The sequence below is a fragment of the Streptomyces sirii genome, from assembly GCF_045690365.1.
Taxonomy (GTDB): Bacteria; Actinomycetota; Actinomycetes; order Streptomycetales; family Streptomycetaceae; genus Streptomyces; species Streptomyces sirii.
In genome coordinates this window covers 1,732,954-1,751,060 of the sequence record NZ_CP147982.1, presented here as the reverse complement: position 1 = coordinate 1,751,060, position 18,107 = coordinate 1,732,954, and the positions used below count along the sequence as shown (strand labels likewise).

Annotated in this window: 13 protein-coding genes and 1 pseudogene; 12 read left to right on the top strand and 2 right to left on the bottom strand. The window is 69.7% G+C overall.

Going from position 1 to position 18,107, the window contains the following annotated elements; translation table 11 throughout:
- Genes WAB15_RS07940 through WAB15_RS07900 form a run of 9 tightly spaced genes read left to right on the top strand, consistent with a single transcriptional unit; the run spans position 1 to position 9,486 of the window.
- The gene (locus tag WAB15_RS07940) at positions 1 to 828 is read left to right on the top strand and encodes an ABC transporter permease (RefSeq protein ID WP_359367197.1); all 828 of its coding nucleotides are present in this window, start codon (positions 1 to 3) and stop codon (positions 826 to 828) included.
- A 3-nt stretch (positions 829 to 831) separates the two neighbouring features.
- Complete coding sequence (locus WAB15_RS07935; protein ID WP_407285807.1) at positions 832 to 2,085, top strand: MCE family protein; 1,254 nt, start codon at positions 832 to 834, stop codon at positions 2,083 to 2,085.
- Positions 2,082 to 3,128 (top strand): MCE family protein, encoded by a 1,047-nt coding sequence (locus WAB15_RS07930; protein WP_407285806.1) that lies wholly within the window; start codon positions 2,082 to 2,084, stop codon positions 3,126 to 3,128. The genes WAB15_RS07935 and WAB15_RS07930 overlap by 4 nt, the downstream gene beginning before the upstream one ends.
- A complete protein-coding gene (locus WAB15_RS07925) occupies positions 3,125 to 4,132 on the top strand; it encodes an MCE family protein (protein WP_407285805.1) in 1,008 nt (335 codons plus the stop codon). Before WAB15_RS07930 ends, WAB15_RS07925 begins: the two co-directional genes overlap by 4 nt.
- 29 nt (positions 4,133 to 4,161) lie before the next feature.
- Positions 4,162 to 5,520 carry an MCE family protein gene (locus tag WAB15_RS07920; RefSeq protein WP_407289191.1) on the top strand — a complete coding sequence of 453 codons (1,359 nt, stop codon included), beginning with the start codon at positions 4,162 to 4,164 and terminating at the stop codon, positions 5,518 to 5,520.
- Positions 5,517 to 6,827, top strand: coding sequence for an MCE family protein (locus WAB15_RS07915; RefSeq protein WP_407285804.1), 1,311 nt, complete (start codon positions 5,517 to 5,519; stop codon positions 6,825 to 6,827). The genes WAB15_RS07920 and WAB15_RS07915 overlap by 4 nt, the downstream gene beginning before the upstream one ends.
- Complete coding sequence (locus WAB15_RS07910; protein ID WP_407285803.1) at positions 6,824 to 8,107, top strand: MCE family protein; 1,284 nt, start codon at positions 6,824 to 6,826, stop codon at positions 8,105 to 8,107. Before WAB15_RS07915 ends, WAB15_RS07910 begins: the two co-directional genes overlap by 4 nt.
- Positions 8,080 to 8,655 (top strand): hypothetical protein, encoded by a 576-nt coding sequence (locus tag WAB15_RS07905; RefSeq protein WP_399144035.1) that lies wholly within the window; start codon positions 8,080 to 8,082, stop codon positions 8,653 to 8,655. Before WAB15_RS07910 ends, WAB15_RS07905 begins: the two co-directional genes overlap by 28 nt.
- Positions 8,656 to 8,709: 54 nt before the next feature.
- Positions 8,710 to 9,486 (top strand): hypothetical protein, encoded by a 777-nt coding sequence (locus tag WAB15_RS07900; protein ID WP_407285802.1) that lies wholly within the window; start codon positions 8,710 to 8,712, stop codon positions 9,484 to 9,486.
- A gap of 66 nt (positions 9,487 to 9,552) precedes the next feature.
- Here WAB15_RS07900 and WAB15_RS07895 read toward each other — a convergent pair.
- Positions 9,553 to 9,771: pseudogene (locus WAB15_RS07895) on the bottom strand (tyrosine-type recombinase/integrase); the annotation flags it as partial.
- A gap of 160 nt (positions 9,772 to 9,931) precedes the next feature.
- Here WAB15_RS07895 and WAB15_RS07890 point away from each other — a divergent pair.
- From WAB15_RS07890 to WAB15_RS07880, 3 genes are all read left to right on the top strand, one after another.
- Positions 9,932 to 12,049, top strand: coding sequence for an ATP-binding protein (locus WAB15_RS07890; protein WP_407285801.1), 2,118 nt, complete (start codon positions 9,932 to 9,934; stop codon positions 12,047 to 12,049).
- Positions 12,050 to 12,223: 174 nt separating this feature from the next.
- Complete coding sequence (locus WAB15_RS07885) at positions 12,224 to 13,543, top strand: SUKH-4 family immunity protein (protein WP_407285800.1); 1,320 nt, start codon at positions 12,224 to 12,226, stop codon at positions 13,541 to 13,543.
- Positions 13,544 to 13,574: 31 nt separating this feature from the next.
- On the top strand, positions 13,575 to 15,902 hold the full coding sequence (locus WAB15_RS07880) for a hypothetical protein (protein WP_407285799.1): 2,328 nt from the start codon (positions 13,575 to 13,577) through the stop codon (positions 15,900 to 15,902).
- 6 nt (positions 15,903 to 15,908) lie between these two features.
- Here the strand turns inward: WAB15_RS07880 and WAB15_RS07875 are convergent, their stop codons facing one another.
- On the bottom strand, positions 15,909 to 18,104 hold the full coding sequence (locus WAB15_RS07875) for an SUKH-4 family immunity protein (RefSeq protein WP_407285798.1): 2,196 nt from the start codon (positions 18,102 to 18,104) through the stop codon (positions 15,909 to 15,911).
- Positions 18,105 to 18,107: the final 3 nt, after the last annotated feature.

Below are 18,107 nucleotides of genomic sequence, written 5' to 3'. Positions count from 1 at the left end.
ATGGCGCTGTCGGAACGATTCCTCTCTGGCCCCCTCCGCTCCCTCGAAGAGCTCGGGACCCAGCTGTCCTTCTACGGGCGCTCCCTCGCCTGGACCGGCCGCACCCTGCGCCGTTACAAGAAGGAGGTCCTGCGCCTGCTGGCCGAAGTGAGCTTCGGCCGCGGAGCGTTGGCGGTCGTCGGCGGCACCGTCGGTGTCATCGCCTTCCTCTCCTTCTTCACCGGCACCGAGGTCGGACTCCAGGGATACACCGCGCTCAACCAGCTCGGCACCTCCAACTTCGTGGCGTTCATCTCCGCCTACTTCAACACCCGTGAGATCGCACCCCTGGTCGCCGGGCTCGCACTCTCCGCCACGGTCGGCGCCGGGTTCACCGCCCAGCTCGGCGCGATGCGGATCAGCGAAGAGGTCGACGCGCTCGAGGTGATGGGCGTCCCCTCACTGCCGTTCCTGGTCACGACCCGGATGATCGCCGGGTTCATCGCGGTGATCCCGCTCTACGTGGTCGGTCTGCTGTCCTCGTACTTCGCGGCCCGGACGATCACCACCGGCTACTACGGGCAGTCCAGCGGCACGTACGACCACTACTTCCAGCAGTACCTGCCACCTGTCGACGTGCTCTGGTCGTTCGGCAAGGTGATCGTCTTCGCCGTCGTGATCATCCTTGTCCACTGCTACTACGGCTACTGCGCCAAGGGCGGCCCCGCGGGGGTCGGTGTGGCGGTCGGCCGCGGTGTACGGACGTCCATCGTCGCCATCAACATCCTTGACTTCTTCCTCAGCCTGGCGATCTGGGGAGCCACCACGACCGTGCGGATCGCGGGGTAGCCGATGTCGACAACCAATCCATTCAAGCTGCGGCTTTACGGCGTCGTCTTCATCGTCGTCATCGGCCTGCTGCTGTCGCTCACCGTGGCGATCTACCAGAGGGTGTTCACACCGGTCGTGGCGATCACTCTGCAAGCGGACACCGTCGGCAACCAGCTGGAGCCGCCCGCCGACGTGAAGCTGCGCGGCCTCAACGTGGGCGAGGTCCGCGAGGTGCGGGCCGACGGCGACAAGGCCACGGTCGACATCGCGCTCTCCCCCGAGCACGCGGCGCTCATCCCGGCCGACGTCCACGCCCTGCTGCTGCCCAAGACGCTGTTCGGCGAGAAGTACATCGACCTGGAGATCCCGAAGAAGTCCTCCGCGCGGCCCATCCGGGCCGGAGACGTGATCACCCAGGACCGTACGAAGGCCGGCATCGAGCTCCAGAAACTGATGAACGACCTGTTGCCGCTGCTCCGTGCGGTCCAGCCGGCCAAGCTGAACGCCACGCTGTCCGCGTTCGCCACCGCATTCGAGGGCCGCGGTGACGAGATCGGTGCGAACTTCGAGCGCGTCGAGCGCTACCTCCACCGCCTCAACCCGCACATGCCGGCGATGCGCACCGACATCTCGCGGCTGGCCGACGCGGTCGAGGTCTACGGAGACGCCGCCCCCGACCTGCTGAGAATCCTGCGCAACAGCATCACCACCAGCCTGACTGTCGTCGAGAAGAAGGACGAGATGGCCTCGACCCTCACCGGGACCACCACCTTCGCGAACACCGCGAAGGACTTCCTCGACGAGAACTCCGCGCGGTTCATCACCCTCGGCCGCGTCTCCCGCCCCACCCTCGCGCTGCTCGATCGCTACTCGCCCGAATTCCCCTGTCTCCTCAACGGTCTGACGAGGGAGGAACCGCTGGCCGAGCAGATCTTCAAGGGCGGGAAGATGCACATCACCCTGGAGGCCGTCCTGCCCCGGTCCCCCTACCGCCCCGGCGAGGAGCCGCGCTACGCCGACCGCTCCGGTCCCCACTGCCGCGGACTTCCCCACCCCGGCAGGCCCCAGCCGCCGATCAAGCTCGACGACGGCACCAAGGGCTCCGGCGGCTCGGCATCCGGAGGACAGAGCGGCGTGACGGCAACGGCCGCCGAGCAGCGGGTCATCGGCTCGCTCGTGGCCCCGGTCATGGGTGTGCCCGCCGATGAGGTGCCGTCCGTGACGACCCTGCTCTTCGGCCCGATGGCACGTGGAACGGCGGTGAGTGTCGTATGAAGGCCATGGAAACGGCCGCGCCACTGGTCAAGTTCAGCATCTTCGCCGTGGTGACTCTCCTCGCGACAGCGCTGCTCTCGGCCACGATCGTCAACGTCGACTTCACCCCCAAGGCCACCTACAAGGCGGTGTTCAGCGACGTCACCAGCCTGGAGGAGGGCGACGACATCCGGGTGGCCGGCCTGCGCGTCGGTGAGGTCGAGGCCATAGAAATCAAGCAGGGGGACCAGATCAAGGACCGGACCCTCGCCGAGGTCACCTTCAGCGTCACCGACGACCGGCCGTTGCTCACCTCGACGCGCGCCGTCATCCGTTTCCGGAGCCTCGTCGGGCAGCGGTACATCGCGCTGACCGAGGGGGCCGGGGACGGCACCCGGCTCAAGCCCGGAAGCAGCATCCCGCTCTCCCGTACGCAGCCCGCCCTCGACCTCAACGCGCTGCTGAACGGCTTCAAGCCGCTCTTCGCCGCGCTGAGCCCGAAGGACGTCAACCAGCTCGCGTCGGAGATCATCAAGACCCTGCAGGGCGAGGGCGGCACGGTCAACAGCCTGCTCGCGCACACCGCCTCGCTCACCACGACGCTCGCCGACCGCGACGAGCTGATCGGTTCCGTGATCAACAACCTCAACGAGGTGCTGGGAACGCTGGACAAGCGCAGCACGCGCTTCTCCGGCCTGCTCAAGCAACTGCAGCGGGTGATCTCCGGACTGTCCGCCGACCGCGTGGCGATCGGCGACTCGCTCACCGGCATCAGCGACCTCACGGGCGCCACCTCCGGCCTGCTGAAGGACGGCCGTCCGGCACTGCGGTCCGACATCGCGGGACTGTCGGAGCTCTCCGGGACGCTGAACAAGAACGAGAAGACCGTGGAGGGCGTCCTGAAGCGACTGCCGCACAAGCTCAACAAGCTGACCGCCACGGGCTCGTACGGCTCCTGGTTCAACTTCTATCTGTGCGACTTCGACGGCCGGATCGTGCTGCCGCAGACGGCGAAGGCGTACACGCCCGACCTCCACGTCGCCCAGGCGAGGTGCGGCCGATGATTCCCTTCCGCGAGCGCAACCCCGTCACGATCGGAGCGGTGGGCCTCACCACCCTCGCGGTGCTGATCGCCGGCGCGTTCAACATCGAGAACCTTCCGCTGATCGGGAACGGAGAGGAGTACAGCGCCGCCTTCTCCGAGGCGAGCGGTCTGAAGTCGGGTGACGAGGTCCGCATCGCCGGGGTCAAGGTCGGCAAGGTCGGCGACGTCGACCTCGACGGCGACCACGTCAAGGTCACCTTCCGGGTGAAGGACGAGCCGACGTTCGGGAGCGACACCGGAGCGTCCATCCGGGTCAAAACGATCCTGGGGGCCAAGTACCTCTCACTGGAGCCCAAGGGCACCGGTCAGCTGGAGCCCGGGAGCGAGATCCCGCTGAAGCGGACGGTGTCGGCGTACGACGTGGTGGAGGCGTTCAGCGACCTGACCACGACCAGCGAGAAGGTCGACACCGAGAACCTGGCGAAGGCCATGGACACGATCTCCACGACCTTCAAGGACTCGCCCGCCGAGGTCAAGGCGTCCATCAAGGGGCTGTCCCGGCTCTCCAGGACCGTGGCCTCGCGCGACAAGGAGCTGCGTGAGCTGCTCTCGCACGCCAACGGCGTGACCGGTGTGCTCTCCGACCGGTCGAAGGAGTTCATGAAGATGGTGAAGGACGGCAGGGCGCTCTTCGAGGAGATCAACAAGCGGCGCACGGCGATCCACAACCTGCTCGTGAACGCCTCCGAACTCGGCGTGCAGCTCTCCGGCCTCGTCGACGACAACCGCCAGCAGATCGGCCCCGCGCTGAACCGCCTGAACACCTTCGTCGGGATGCTGCAGCGCAACGAGAAGAGCCTCGACCGCAGCATCAAAGGGCTGGCGCCCTTCGTCCGGGTCTTCACCAACACGCTGGGCAACGGCCGCTGGTTCGACACCTACATCCAGAACCTCGTCGCCGCGCCCGCGTCCGTACGGGGCGGCTCGTCCGCGCCCCAGACACCCCCGGGAGGGTCCCGATGAACCGGCCGAACCGGCCCCGGCGCGGGTCCCTGCAGCGGCCCCGGTGGACCTTCCTGCCGCAGGGGCGCACCGGCCGCCTCCCCCAAGGGCGCACCCGCCGCGTCGTCACCCCGGGGAGGGTCCCGATGAACCGGCCGAACCGGCCGAACCGGCCCCGGCGCGGGTCCCTGCAGCGGCCCCGGTGGACCTTCCTGCCGCAGGGGCGCACCGGCCGCCTCCCGCAGGGGCGCACCCGCCGCCTCTCCCAGGGGCGCACCCGCCGCGTCGTCGCGCTCGGCACCGCCCTGTGCCTGCTCCTCGCCGGCCTGACCGTCGCGTTCTGGCCGAAGCCGGACCCCGTCAAGGTCACCGCGTACTTCCCGCGGACCGTCGGCATCTACCCCGGTTCGGACGTCCGCGTCCTCGGCATCCCGATCGGGGAGGTCAAGAGCGTCACCCCGCAGGGCCGCCGGGTGCGGGTCGAGATGGAGTACGAGGCCGATCGCAAGGTGCCCGCGGGCGCCAAGGCCGCGATCGTCAACTCCTCGGTGGTCAGCGACCGTTACGTCCAGATGCTGCCGGTGTACCGCGGGGGCCCGGCGATGAAGAGCGGCGCGGTCATCCCCGAGGAGCGGACGGGCGTACCGGTGGAGCTGGACCGGATCTTCGACAGCCTCCACACCACATCGGAGGCGCTCGGTCCGCGCGGTGCCAACAAGAACGGAGCGCTGTCCCGGCTCATCGGCGTCGGTGCGGACAACCTCAAGGGGAACGGCGGGAACCTGAACCAGACGATCAAGGACGTCTCGCAGGCCCTCACCACTCTCTCCGACGGACGCAAGGACATGTTCGGGACGGTGAAGAACCTTCAGGTGTTCACGGCCGCGCTGGCGGCGGACGACGACAGCGTCCGCTCGTTCAACGACAGTCTGGCCACGACCGCGAACCAGCTCTCCGGCGAGCGCAAGGACCTGGCGGAGGCGTTCAAGAACCTGTCCGTCGCGCTCAAGGACGTGTCCGGATTCGTCCATGGCAACAAGAAGGCGCTGACCCGCGATGTGAAGGGTCTCAGCGAGGTGACCCGCGTGCTGGTCAAGCAGCGCGCCGCACTGGAGGAGCTGATGGACGTCGCGCCCGCCGGTCTCGGCAATCTCGCGAACGCCTACAACCCGGCCTCGGGCACGCTGGACACCCGTAACAACGCCGAGCAACCGCAGGATCCGGCCAGCCTGATGTGCTCCCTGCTGAGGACGGCGGGCGAGAAGTCGGACTGCCACGACCTGGGGAAGCTGTTCGGTGACCTCCCTGAGCTGCCGACCGCCAACTCCGTGACCGGCGCGGTCCACCCGGCATCCGGTGTCGCCACGACCGACAAGACGCTCGGCGGCATCCTGGGAGCCGAGGCATGACCGCCCCGCGCAAAGCGGCCGCGTGGGCGGCCGCCGGGGCGCTGCTGCTGACCGGCTGTGAGTTCAACGGCCTGTACGACGTCCCGCTGCCCGGCGGCGCCGCCGCCGGAGACGCGTACCACGTGACGGTCGAGTTCCGGGACGTCATGGACCTCGTGCCGCAGTCCGCGGTCAAGGTCAACAACGTCACCGTGGGCGCCGTGGAGAAGGTGGAGCTGCATGGCTGGCAGGCGCGCGTACGGCTGCGCGTCGACGACACGGTGAAGCTGCCGGCCAACGCCGTCGCGGAGCTGCGCCAGACCAGCATTCTCGGGGAGAAGTACGTCTCGCTCGCCAAGCCCGTGGACGTACAGCCCGTCGGCAAGCTCACCGAGGGCGCGAAGATCCCGCTGTCCCGAAGCAACCGGAACGCAGAGATCGAGGAGGTGCTGTCAGCTCTGTCGGCGCTGCTCAACGGCGGCGGTGTGGCGCAGCTCCACACGATCACCGTGGAGCTGAACCACTCCCTGGCGGGCCGCGAGGACCGGGTGAAGAACCTGCTGACCGAGCTGGACACCTTCCTCGGCGGCCTGGACGACCAGCGCTCGGAGATCATCCGCGCCATGAAGGGCATCGACCGGCTGTCCAAGAGGCTCGCGCAGGAGAAGGCCACGATCGGCCGGGCGGTCGACACCATGTCGCCGGCCCTGAAGGTCCTGGCCGACCAGCGCAAGGACCTGACGCGGATGCTGCGCTCCCTGTCCGACCTCGGCACGGTCGGCACGAAGGTGATCAACGGCTCACGGGACGACACGATCGCCAACCTCAAGCACCTGCAGCCGATCCTCACCCAGCTGAACAGGGCGGGCGACGACCTGCCCAACGCGCTGGAGCTGATGACCACCTATCCGTTCCCGCGCAACTCCGTCGACGCCATCAAGGGCGACTACACCAACCTGCACATCACCGCGGATCTCGACCTGAAGAGCATCTACGGCAATCTCTCCAAGGGCGGCGGCAAGAAGCCCGGCTCGCCGCACAAGCCGAAGCCCAAGCTCCCCGGCGAGCCCGATCTGCCGGCCACCCCGGACGTGCCGGACCTGCCGGATCTGCCCGGTCTGGCGAAACCGACCTCGGGGCCCTGCCTGCCCGGCAGCGGCTGCGCGGACGGCCAGGGAGGGGACAAGGGATCGTCCGGCGGCGGCGTGCTCTGCCCGCCGGTGTGCACCAGCAGCTACGCCGCCTACCAGGGCAGCGGCTGGACCGGTTTCGGCGCCGGCGTGGACCTGGGCCTCGCGGAGCTCCTGACGAAGGGGATGCAGCCATGATCACTCGTACCGTCAAGGTCCAACTGCTCGCCTTCTCCGCGGTCACCGCGATCGGCGTGTCGTACGTCGGCGCCGAGTACGCGGGACTGGGCGACCGCCTGACGGACAGCGGGTACTCCGTACAGGCCCAGTTCGCCGACTCCGGCGGCATCTACTCGGGTGCCGAGGTCACGTACCGCGGCGCGCCCGTGGGCCGCGTCGGCGCACTGCGGCTGGTCGGCTCGCGCGTTTCGGCGGAGCTGCGCATCAAGGACGGCTCGCGCATTCCTGCCGACACGCTCGCGGTCGTGGCGAACCGCTCGGCGGTGGGCGAGCAGTACATCGATCTGCAGCCGCGTGCCGCAGGCGGCCCGTATCTGCACGAGGGCAGCACGATCTCCCCCAAGGACACCCGCACGCCGCTGCCGACCACGGAGATGATCCGCAGCTTCGACCGCCTCGTCGGCTCCGTGGACAAGAAGGACCTGCGGACCACCGTCGACGAGCTGGGCCAGGCGTTCACCGGCACGGCCCCGCACCTGACCCGGATGGTCGACTCGGGCAACCGGCTCGTGGAGTCGGCGAGCGACAGCCTGCCCCAGACGATCTCGCTGATCGACGACTCGGGGACCGTCCTGAAGACGCAGATCGACAAGGGCTCGGCCTTCAAGTCGTTCTCCCGCGACCTGGCGGACCTCACCGGCCAGATCAAGGACAGCGACCGCGACCTCCGCCGGCTGGTGGACGGCGGTTCGACGGCGGCGCACGAGATGGACTCGCTGCTGAAGGCCAACCGGAAGGCGCTGCCGGTCCTGCTGGGGAACCTGATCAGCGGTGGACAGGTGACCGTGGCCCGGCTCCCCAACGTGGAGCAGACGCTGGTCACCTTCCCGGTCGTCGTGGCCGGCAGTTTCACCGTGCTGCCGGGTGACGGCACCAGCCACTTCGGCATGGTGGTCAACTCCGACGACCCCCCGTCGTGCCGGCAGGGCTACGGATCGACGCAGCGGCGCGACCCGAAGGACACCCGCGAGGTGCAGGCGAACACGTCCGCGCGCTGCACGCTCCCGCGGGGCAGCAAGAGCTCGGTCCGCGGCGCGCAGAACGTTCCGCGGCCCGGAAGCTCCGAGGTGCGGGGCGGCCGCGGCGATCCGGCGTCGTACGTCGCACCTTACGATCCCGCGACCGGGCAGGCTGCCGGTCCGGGCGGGGGGACCGTCCAGATCGGCTCGACGGGCGGAGAACAGAGTGCGTTCGGAAAGGATTCGTGGCAATGGCTGCTCGTCGGACCTATGGCATGATCCGCCGCCTGGCGGAGCGTACGGCGGCGTCCGCGCCGCGCCCTGCGACCGAGGCCGTGCGCGCGGCGCGGGAGAGCCGGGTGCTCCCCGTTGTGCTCGCCGGCGTCCTCGCCGTGCTGGTGGTGCTCTCCGGCTTCTTCGGGGTGCGGCTGTACCAGCAGCACGGGGAGGAACAACGTAGTCAGGACATTCTGGCGGCGGCCCGGCAGTCCGCGGTGAATTTCACCTCGCTCGACTACCGGCACTACGACCGGGACAGCAAGAACGTCCTGAAGGGCGCCACCGGTGACTTCAAGGAGCAGTTCACCGCCCAGACCAAGGAGCTCACCAAGCTGGTCGCGGACAACAAGTCGGTTTCTGAGGGACATGTCCTCGAAGCCGGTATCGCCAAGGCGGGCGACACCTCCGCCCGGGTCCTGGTCGTGGCCGACGGCAGGGTGACCAACGTCGCCGCGCCCCAGGGCCAGGCCCGCAACTACCGGCTGCAACTCGACCTCGTGCTCGAGGGCGGGCGGTGGCTGACCTCGAATGTCGAGTTCGTCGGCTGACCCGTCGGCTGATCCGCACCCCCCACAGCCGTCTGGCGAGTAAGGAGAAACACCGTGACCAAGGCGACCGTACGAGGCCGCGCCGGCACCGGCGCCGGCACATCGGCCCGGCAGCGATCCGTGGCGGCGGCCGCCCGCGCCGCCTCCAAGCGGGCCGAGAAAGCGCGTGAGTCGTCCCTCGACGAGGAGGAGGCGCCGGCGACGGAGAGCCCGGTGGTGGACGAAGCATCCGGTTCCGGGACCGGGGCGGACGCCGAGGCCCGGGAGCGGACGAAGGGCGCCGTCCGTGACGAGGCCGGAGCGGAGAAGGACGCGAAGCCGGCCCGCCGGATCTCCGGTGCGGTGACCGCCGTGCTGGCCGCACTCGTCGTGGCGGGCCTCGTCGCCGCCGCCATGCTGGGCTGGGAGCACCGGGAGGACCAGCGGACGCAGGAGGCGCGCACCGAGGCCCTGGCCGTAGCGCGCAAGGCCGCGCCGGAGATCCTCTCCTACGACTACCGCCACCTCGATCGCGATTTCGCGAAGGCCCGCGCCCGCCTCACCGGGTCCTTCGCGGGCAAGTACCGCAAGACGACCACGAGGGTGGTGGCGCCCACCGCCGAGAAGTACCACGGCGTCGTCACGGCCACGGTGGCGAAGCCCCCCGCCGGGGGAGCCTCCGCCGCATCGGTGGTCTCCGCCTCGCCGGAGAAGGTCGTCGTCCTCCTCTTCATGAACCAGGTCACCAACAGCACTCAGGTGTCCGGGTCGCGCCTCGACCTCAACCGGGTCCGGATGACGCTCGTGGACACCTCCGGGGGCTGGAAGGTGAGCGCGCTCGACGCCCTGTGACGGTGTGCCGCCCAGGTCGTCGGCGCCACCGGCGGCGTCTGCTACCTCTACTTCCCGGCGAAGCCGTCACCGACTCAGCGGCGGGTGCTGGGGGTGCGCTGACGGTGTGCACCCCGAAGGAGGCCTCGGTGACCTGACGGCAGCGTTCATTGCCGTTGAGGGGGTGGGGTGGCCGTAGCGGTGCACCGTGATCTTGATGGAGCTGTGGCCCATCCACGGCGACACCTCGTGGATGGGTCCACCGTTGCTCAGGGGCACGGTGGCCCATTTGTGTCGGAGGTCGTGCGGGGTAGTCGGGAAGCCCGAGCCGTTTGAGGGCGCGCTCCCAGGGCTTACGGAAAGGCGGCGGTCGGAGTGTGATTCACCCCGTGCGACGCCCCTAGGATGAACGGCGTACGGTCAACACGGCTTGACGGTGCCGGACGGACAGGACAACGGGGAGACAATGACCAGCCCGACCCAGGCCCCAGAACAGACCAAGGCCCATGAGCCCCACCCCTACATCGGGGGGCGCAATGCCGCGCTGCGCGCGCTCACCGGGTGGCGGATGGGGCGGCCGGGCGCGCCTCGGGTCGTCATCCTGACCGGAAGCCCGGGCACCGGGTGTTCGCGGCTGCTCACGGGGTTCCTGATGCTCTGCGACCCGGAGTATCGCAAGGGGCTCGAGCTGGACGCGCTCGATCCGGCGACCGTGCCTCCGGACTTGCCCGCACCCGCGGTGCCGAGCGTCGTCGGGCTGACGGCAGCGCAGACCCTGTGGCTGCTCGCCGATCACTACGAGTTGTCCGCGACCCGCACCGCCGACATCTGCCCTGAACTCGGCCAACTCCCGTCGTCCGGGCGGCCGGTGACGATCGTGGTGCCGGATGTGGATCGGGCCGGTCCGGTGCGGGGGACGGGTGAGCCCGCGCACGTGGTGCGGGACGTGCTGAAGCCCCTCGCCGCCGTCGAGTCCATACGCCTTCTCGCCGACGTGCCCCGGGAGTTCGCCGTCGAGCTCGCCGAGGGACTGCCGCCCGGCGTGGCCCAGATCATCGACCTCGACGCACCCGAGTGGGCCGACTCCGAAGGCCTGGTGCTGCAGGCCGAGGCGCTGCTCGATCCCCAATTCGGCGCCCCGGAGCTGCCGTTCACGACCGAGCCTGACGCTCGACGCGCGCTCGCCGAGATGATCGCCCGGCACGCGGGAGACGGCGCGGGCAGCCGTCTGACCGTGCATCTCGCCGTGCAGTCGATCCTGATGCACCCGGAGGGGTTCGACCCGGCGGATGCGAGCCAACTGCCCGGCAGCGTCGGCGAAGTGCTCGATCTGCACGCCCAGCGCCTTGACACCCACCCCCGCACCCTGCGGCAGATCCTCGCGCCCCTCGCCCTTGCCCAGGGCGACGGCCTGCCCGTGCACCTGCTGACCCCGCTCGCTTCCGCCGTCGCCGAGCGGGACATGAGCGAGGCCATGGCGCGGGGCATGATGCTCGTCGCCCCCTTCATCCGCCGCGTCGAGAGGGCCGGCGAAGGCATCCCCGAGGACGAGCGGACGCTCCTTGGATTGCAGCACCCGGGCATCGGCGAGGCCGTTCGGGCAGGCATTCCGGATGTTCCTGGCGCTCAGGCGCGTATCGCCATGGAGTTGCTGGAGGCCGTACCCCATCAGGACTGGGCGAAGGCAGGGGCGTACGTTCGCGATCACATCGCGGGACACACCCTGGAGGCCGGTTTGCTCCCCCGGCTCCTCACCGACCCCGGCCTGTTCGCCCACGCCGAGCCGGTGCGGTTGCGTGCCGCGGTGGAGGCCGTACCTCCGGAGCAGTTGGACGCACCGGCGCGTACATATCTGCGTACGGCCCCGCTGCTCACCCGCACCCAGGCACCCGCCATCCTTCGAGCGGCGCTCCTGGAGACCGCGTTCGTCGAAGACGGACTGGCGGAGTACGCGGCGGTGTTGCGCCGCATTGTGCCCGAGCTTCCCTGGCACACCCTGTGGAGCGTACCGGTCCCCGGGGTCGACGCCGTGACCGTCGGCAAACTGCCCCCGTCCACGGCCGCGTCGGACAGCGCCGCTCCGGAGCCGGCCCCGCTCGCCGTCGCCGTGAGCACGGTGCCTCAAGGCACCCCGGGTTCAAGCCCGTTGAAGGCCGACGATCCCAAGGCCCCCGCCGTGCTGGTGCAGGACCTCGCCACCGGCTCCGTCATCGATGCCGACCCGACCCAGATCCTGCGCCCCTCGGATGACGAGCGCGCCACGGGGCCGCTCGGGTTCAGCCGCGGCGCCGACTATGTACGCGTCTGGCGTCGCGGCGAGCAGAAGGGCGACGAGGAGATCGTCACGGCCCTGATCTCCGCCACGCCCTTCACGGGAACCGACCTCTCCCCCGACGGCATCCTCCTCGTCGCCACGGAAAGCGGTGTGAAGGCGCTGCAGATCCACCCGGCGCAGCCCTATGCCACGACCGCTCGGCGCTCCGTCCCCGACCCCCGGGCAGCCGAGCCCGAGCCCGTACAGGCCCCCGAGCCCAAGCCGGAAGCCGCACAGGCCCCCGGGCCCGATGCCCACCCGACCGCCTGACACCCACCCACCGCAGACCGTTAGGCTCGAAGGCTCGAAGGCCCGAAGCGTCTCGAAGGTGCCCGCATCAGACCGCCTGCACCCAGGCCCACTCGGACGAGGGCCGCGGAGCTCGCCCGGCACCGACCCCGGCCGCACCGGCCCCGTCCGCCCGAAGACTCGAAGGGAGTTCCCGTGATCAGCCAGGAGCAGGCGCTCGCGACCGCCGAGGGGTGGCTCAACCCCGAGGGACAGGAGCGCCGTGAGGTGCGGACGCAGGAGTTCGATCTGGGCTGGGTGGTGTGGGCCGCGGCCCCGCCGATCGAGCGTGACCCGGTCACGGGCAAGCGCCGGCCGCCGGCCACGATCGGCCACTCCTGCGGTGTGGTCGACCGCCGCACCGGCGAGCTGAGCACCTGGCCGTCCGTGCCGGTCGAGGAGGTCGTGCGGATGTATCAGCAAAAGCACGGCGGCGGCCAGGAGACCGAGCCGCCCGCGCAGCCGCCGGTCACCGGCCCCGGCAACACCACGGTCATCACCTACGTCGACCCGCGCACCGGCGAGGAGACGAGCCTCTTCAAGAACTCCGCCCCCGGTCTGCCGCACTCCGAGTTCCAGGCCATGGCGGAGATCCAGGACCTCGGCGTCCCCGCGCAGAACGTGGTCGCGATCCACACCGACCTCAGCTCCAGCCTGCTCCCCGGCGGGTACCCGGGCCGGCTGATCGGCCGTGTCTACTCCAACGCCCGGTTCTCCTGCGCGCAGGAGTACGGCCTGCGGGGCGAGGAGCGCGCCGAGGCGATCGCCGGGCTGCTCCAGCACGTCGAGAGGATGCACCAGATCGCGGGACAGCAGCCGCCGCCACGGCCTCACCGCGCGCCGGTGCCGACCGACGTCGAGCCGGCCGAGCCGCTCCGCGACGTTGCCCTGGGCCGCGAGCTGGCGGAGGCATTCGGCGCTGACGACGTACGTCGCTACGACGCCGACGACCTGGCGACCACCCCGCTCCCCGAGGCCGCCAAGGCGACGCTGACCTGGGCCGGGCTTCCGACCGACATCCCGTTCTTCTTCACGGCCGACAGCCCGGAGGTGGGGCTCCCGGCCGGCCTGTTCGGCAACGCCGCCGCGCATCTGCGCGAGGTCGGCTCCCGGGCGGGCGCCGACTCCCTCGCGTTCCTGGAGGGTCACGTCAGGATCGGCACCGACGGGGTCGCTCTGATCACCGTTCAGTGCACGGGGTCCGATCTGGAGGGTGAGCCGGTCGGCCAGCTCTGGGCCGTCACTCCGGAAAGCGGCGCGGGCCGCCGCGTCAACGCCTCGGTGTCCGCCTTCGCCCGCTCCCTCGCGCTCCTGCACACCACGCGCGAGGAGATGATCGCGCTCGACCCGGTCATGGCGGGCAGCGCCGTCGCCGCCTTCCAGGAGCAGCTCGTCGCCATCGACGCATCGGCCCTGGACGACCCGGGGAACTGGTGGTCGGTGATCGTCGAGCAGATGTGGCACGGGTTGTTCTGATCGCCCCCGATCGCCTTGGAGGCGCGGTGCGTTGCCGACAACGCGCCGCGCCTCTTCGGGTACGTACCAGGGCCGGCAGCACAAAGCCGGCTTCGTCCTCGGCCTCCTGCTCGGCCTCATCTGCTACGCACGCCTGGTACGGCTCGGCGCCACTGGCAAGTGCTCGGTGGAACTGTGCCCCGGCCGCGAGATCGCCGGAGCCAAGACGGGGAGGGAGTACCGGAACATGGGCCGGCGCTACGAAGTGGACGGCTACACCGCCGAGTTGGACGACGACTTCCAGGTCGTCTACCGCAATCCACGCGGTAAGAAGCTTCAGCAGGCACCCGATCGGCTCGCGGACAGCGAAGGCGTACGCCGGCTGTACCGGCTGCGGCGGGCGCTGACAGAACACCGCAGGCACGCGCGCGTGCAGGCCGAAGCCTGGGTCACCGCGGGCACGCGCGTGCCCATGGCTCTCGCCGAGTCCGACGCCGTGTGGCGCGAGGCACTCGACGACGCCGGGGGCGAGCCGGCGGCAGACCCGCCCGCACCGGATGTCGACGAGGCGGCGCTGATCGCGCGGACGTACGTCCACCCCGACGACCACACCATGACGCTCCTCCTGAGGGCCCCCTTCGCCCGCCACTGGGACGCACTTTTGGCGTCGCAGGAGGACTGGGCGCTCACGGACACGTTCGCGACCGGCATTCGCGTTCCCGGAGACTCCGAACTCACGTTCCCCGAGCGGCTGATGACGGCGCACCCCGGCCAGGAGCAGGCGGCCCTGGAAGCGGCCTGCGCCTTCGGCTGGAGCCTTTGGGGCAGCCCGCCTCTCCACAAGTCCATCTTGGACGACGACTTGGAGCACCTGGCCGCGACGGCACCCAGGTTCCTCCCCGCCTTCCTCGACGAACTCGCCGACATGTGCCTGAAGGCGGGCGGAAAGCACAAGGAGCATGCCACCGGGTACTTCACGCGCGCCAGGAACGCCGAACGCGAGCACCACACCAAGCCCGACGAGCGATGGCTCGACGCCCGATACGCCGCCTTCGCGGACCATGGAGCGCTGGCCAGCGGGGCGGTACGCGCGCGTGCCAAGGAACTGGCTCCCCGGGGCGCGGTGGTCTCACCGGAACAACTCCGTCGATTCCGTGACCTACTGGTGCGATTCGCACACACGCCCCTCGACCTGTATCCGGGCATGGCCGCGGATCTGCGCAAGGTGGCCCGGGCGGCGGGAGCGAATCCCGAGTCCGAAGTGGCCGCACTGCTGGAGGGCATCGTGCCGAGGGTCGGGCTGTGCGCGGGCGACACGGACAAGTTCTGGGTCGACGCCCTGAAGGGGAAGGCCCTGGAGCTGCTGGTCGAGCGACGTCCGGAAACGGTGCAGGACGTACTGCGGCTGATCCCCGACGACGCGAACAGCACGGAGGACTGGCTGTCGCTGCTCCGACGAAGCGGTGCCCTGGCCCTGTTGACGGGCGAGCGCCCGGGGCTCCCCGCCGGTGAGGCGGCCCGCCTGCTGCACGACTGGCTGGCGAGCGAACCGACTTGGCGTGTGCGTAGTGACGAGCTGTACGACCTGGCGGTGCGCCTCGCCCCACGCCTGGCGGCCGACGCCGTTCCGGTGCGCCTGCCCTATCCCGCGCCCGACCGCAGGCGGGCCCCCGTCCCGCTCGACCTGGCGGACGAACTCCTCGAACACGGAGTGCCGTTGGCCGACCCTCCGCCGAAACTGGGCAGCCCGGGCGCCGCCCACATGCTCGTCCACCGGCGCCCGCATCTGACCCGGCTGCTCGCCGACCCCCGCTTCGCCCGCGAACTACGCATCGCGCTCAACGCCGAACTCGAGCTGGAAGGGTTGCCGGAGGCGGGGGTGTCGTACCACCGTCACTATCGCCCGCACCGGGACGCGGAACTCAACAGCTGGCGCAGCACCCCGGGCATCTGCCGTACGCCCATGGGCCGTGAGGTGCTGTGCGCATGGCTGAACCGCCAACGCGAACGCCTGCGCGCAGGGCTCGACCTGAACGGGCTCGTACACGTGCTCGCCCCCTTCGTGCACATCGGCGGGGTTGTCGACGAGCTGCTCAAGGACGAGGCGGCGGCACGGGAGTTCGCGTCCGTGGACGTGGTCGCGCTGGTCCTGGCCGACCTTCCGACCGAGGCCGACCGTCCAGCGGTCGAAGGGCTGATGGCCACGATGCGTCCCGAGGACCTGATCGGCACCAGGCCCATGCCGGGCTTGCGCACACGGATCGACGAGACCTTGCCCGGCCTGTCCGAGTTGCAGGTCGCCCAGGCGTGGAAGGCGCTCCAGACGGGGGTCAACTGCCAGGAGGGGCTGAGGCGTCTTGTCGCCCGCCTCTCCGACTGATCGGCGTCACTCGTTGTGGAGTACGTACGACCAGGCGGGCTGCTCACTGTCCGCTTCGTCGACTTCGGCCAGCGCGCCCAGGACCCAATAGGTGATCTGCCCCCGCTCGGAATTGGCCGGGGGCAGAATACTCCGCGTGCGCAGTCCGGTGGTCCACAGCGCGACCATGGTGAGGAAATCTTCGAGGCTGTGCGCGGCGGGAAGGCCGGCGAGGTGATCCTGGCCCGGCTTCGTGGGAACGCGCAGGACGTGTCCGGTGGGCCCGTCGACGACAAGTTTGCCGCCCATCCACTTGCCGAACTGGAAGAAGGGCCCGGTTTCGGGGACAGGCTCGATTCCCTCGGGCCAGGAGGGCAGTTCGTCGAGAATGCCGATTTCCCAGTTGCCGTATGGGAAAAGCCCCATGGAGCCTTCGTTCATGGAGGGCAGCCCGAATTCCAGGAGAAGTTCGCGGGTCGCCGGGTGGGTGAGCCGATCCGGGAAATCCTCGACCTCGATGGGATAGATCGCGTCCTCGCCGAACAGGGTGATGACGTCCTCGTGACTCGGGGCCGGCGCGTCGCTCGGACTGCTCGCGCCCGCGTCCGTGTAATCCCAGCTCAGGGGCTGCTGCCGGGAACCGAAGTCGGAGATGTCCACACCGTCCGCAGGCCGGATGGCGATCAGCCCCAGGTCGCCCCCGAAAACGACGACCTCACCCACGGCCAATGGGGCGCAAGGCAGTACAAAATCCTGCTCGCTTCGCCGGGGGAACGACGAGCCGAACAGCTCTCGGGCGAGAGCGGGCGAAGCGGAGACGTCCGTGGGTGACGCGGGCCAGGTGAGATCCGCACGGTGCTCCTGCGGAATCTCGTCGCTTTCCCAAGGGCCTGCGACACGGTCTCCCGTCTCCATGTCCCAGATCGAGACATACGGCTGCTGTGCGCCGTCCACCGTCCGCTGCTGCAAACCGGCAATGGCGGGTCGCCCCTGCCAGCGCACCTCCGCCAGTGCGGCGAATCTCCCGGCCCGCAGATAGTGCGCGTGATAGCCACCCGGCGGCCGCCAATGGGCCCACTTGACCTGCCAGGGCAGTGTCAGACAAGAGGAGGCGACCGCTGACGCGAACTCGAGATCGTCGCGCGAAAGCGCCATCAAGTGCACCCACGAAGCCCACTCCGTCTGATGCCGCGGTGTGACTCCCCAGCCCCACAGATGAATCGCGTCGGCGGCGGCCGTGTTTCCGGGGATGAGGAACGTGATGCTTCGTGCCGCGTCCATGAGCGCCGTTTGCGGCAGATTGGCGATGACACGTCCGTCCCGAAGAACTTCGTCGTACGTTCCCGCCTGTACGGCGTGCATGGCGAGCCCGGTAGCCGCGTACAAGCCGACGGCACCGCGCTTGGCCCACCCCTCGGGGTGGTGAAAACCCGGAGCCGAGCGCATCAGCCAAGCAACCACATGCCTGTTCACACGCGAGAGTTCGGAGGATTCGATCTCCCGACGCAAGGTCTCGGCCAGGCCCTCGTCGACAAAGGAAACCCCGAGAGGTCCGAGCCGAAGAATTCCGGATCCTTCTCTCGCGAATTCAGCGAGTTCGTCTTCGGATGTCGCTTCACCGGTCAGCGCGGTGACAAGTCGGGCCCAGACAGGGACGGGTACGAAGCGGGGCTCGGCCAGTGCCAACGCCCGCAAGGCAACGGACTCTGTTACCGCCGGCAGAGACTCGACGGACGCCAGGGACAGCCGAAACACCGCCCTGGGATCAACGCGGGCCGGCAGCAACTCGGGAACCACATGGACCACCACGGCCAACTTGCCACGCGCCAGCCACGGAAGGGTCCGGGTCACCAACCGCTCGGGCTCGTGCGACCGCCGTGTCGGCCCGGCACGATGAGCGTTCACGACCAGCAGCAACCGCTCCTCGGGCCACGCGCCGAGCGCGAAACGCCAGTCGTCCCGCTTGTCCGCGGACAGATCGACTCCGAGCGCCGTGAGGGCCTGCTGCATGACCTGCTCGGCGGTGAGACCCGTGGCGTCGACGACAACACTGCCGGGCACGTGCTCGTGGATCTCCCGCGTGACGGCCGACGCGTCATGGCCGTCCGAAGCAACAAGAAAGGCCACTTGGCCGCCGAGCCCACCCTCACGCCACCATGCGCCGACGCGACCGGTTACCTCTTCCTCGGGGATTCCGGGGGTGTCGGTGGTTGGCTCGGGCATGGT

What these genes read in the sequence shown, in the direction of transcription:
- WAB15_RS07940 (WP_359367197.1), top strand. Translation starts at nt 1, where the DNA reads ATGGCGCTGTCGGAACGATTCCTCTCTGGCCCCCTCCGCTCCCTCGAA.
- WAB15_RS07935 (WP_407285807.1), top strand. Translation starts at nt 832, where the DNA reads ATGTCGACAACCAATCCATTCAAGCTGCGGCTTTACGGCGTCGTCTTC.
- WAB15_RS07930 (WP_407285806.1), top strand. Translation starts at nt 2,082, where the DNA reads ATGAAGGCCATGGAAACGGCCGCGCCACTGGTCAAGTTCAGCATCTTC.
- WAB15_RS07925 (WP_407285805.1), top strand. Translation starts at nt 3,125, where the DNA reads ATGATTCCCTTCCGCGAGCGCAACCCCGTCACGATCGGAGCGGTGGGC.
- WAB15_RS07915 (WP_407285804.1), top strand. Translation starts at nt 5,517, where the DNA reads ATGACCGCCCCGCGCAAAGCGGCCGCGTGGGCGGCCGCCGGGGCGCTG.
- WAB15_RS07910 (WP_407285803.1), top strand. Translation starts at nt 6,824, where the DNA reads ATGATCACTCGTACCGTCAAGGTCCAACTGCTCGCCTTCTCCGCGGTC.
- WAB15_RS07905 (WP_399144035.1), top strand. Translation starts at nt 8,080, where the DNA reads ATGGCTGCTCGTCGGACCTATGGCATGATCCGCCGCCTGGCGGAGCGT.
- WAB15_RS07890 (WP_407285801.1), top strand. Translation starts at nt 9,932, where the DNA reads ATGACCAGCCCGACCCAGGCCCCAGAACAGACCAAGGCCCATGAGCCC.
- WAB15_RS07875 (WP_407285798.1), bottom strand. Translation starts at nt 18,104, where the DNA reads ATGCCCGAGCCAACCACCGACACCCCCGGAATCCCCGAGGAAGAGGTA.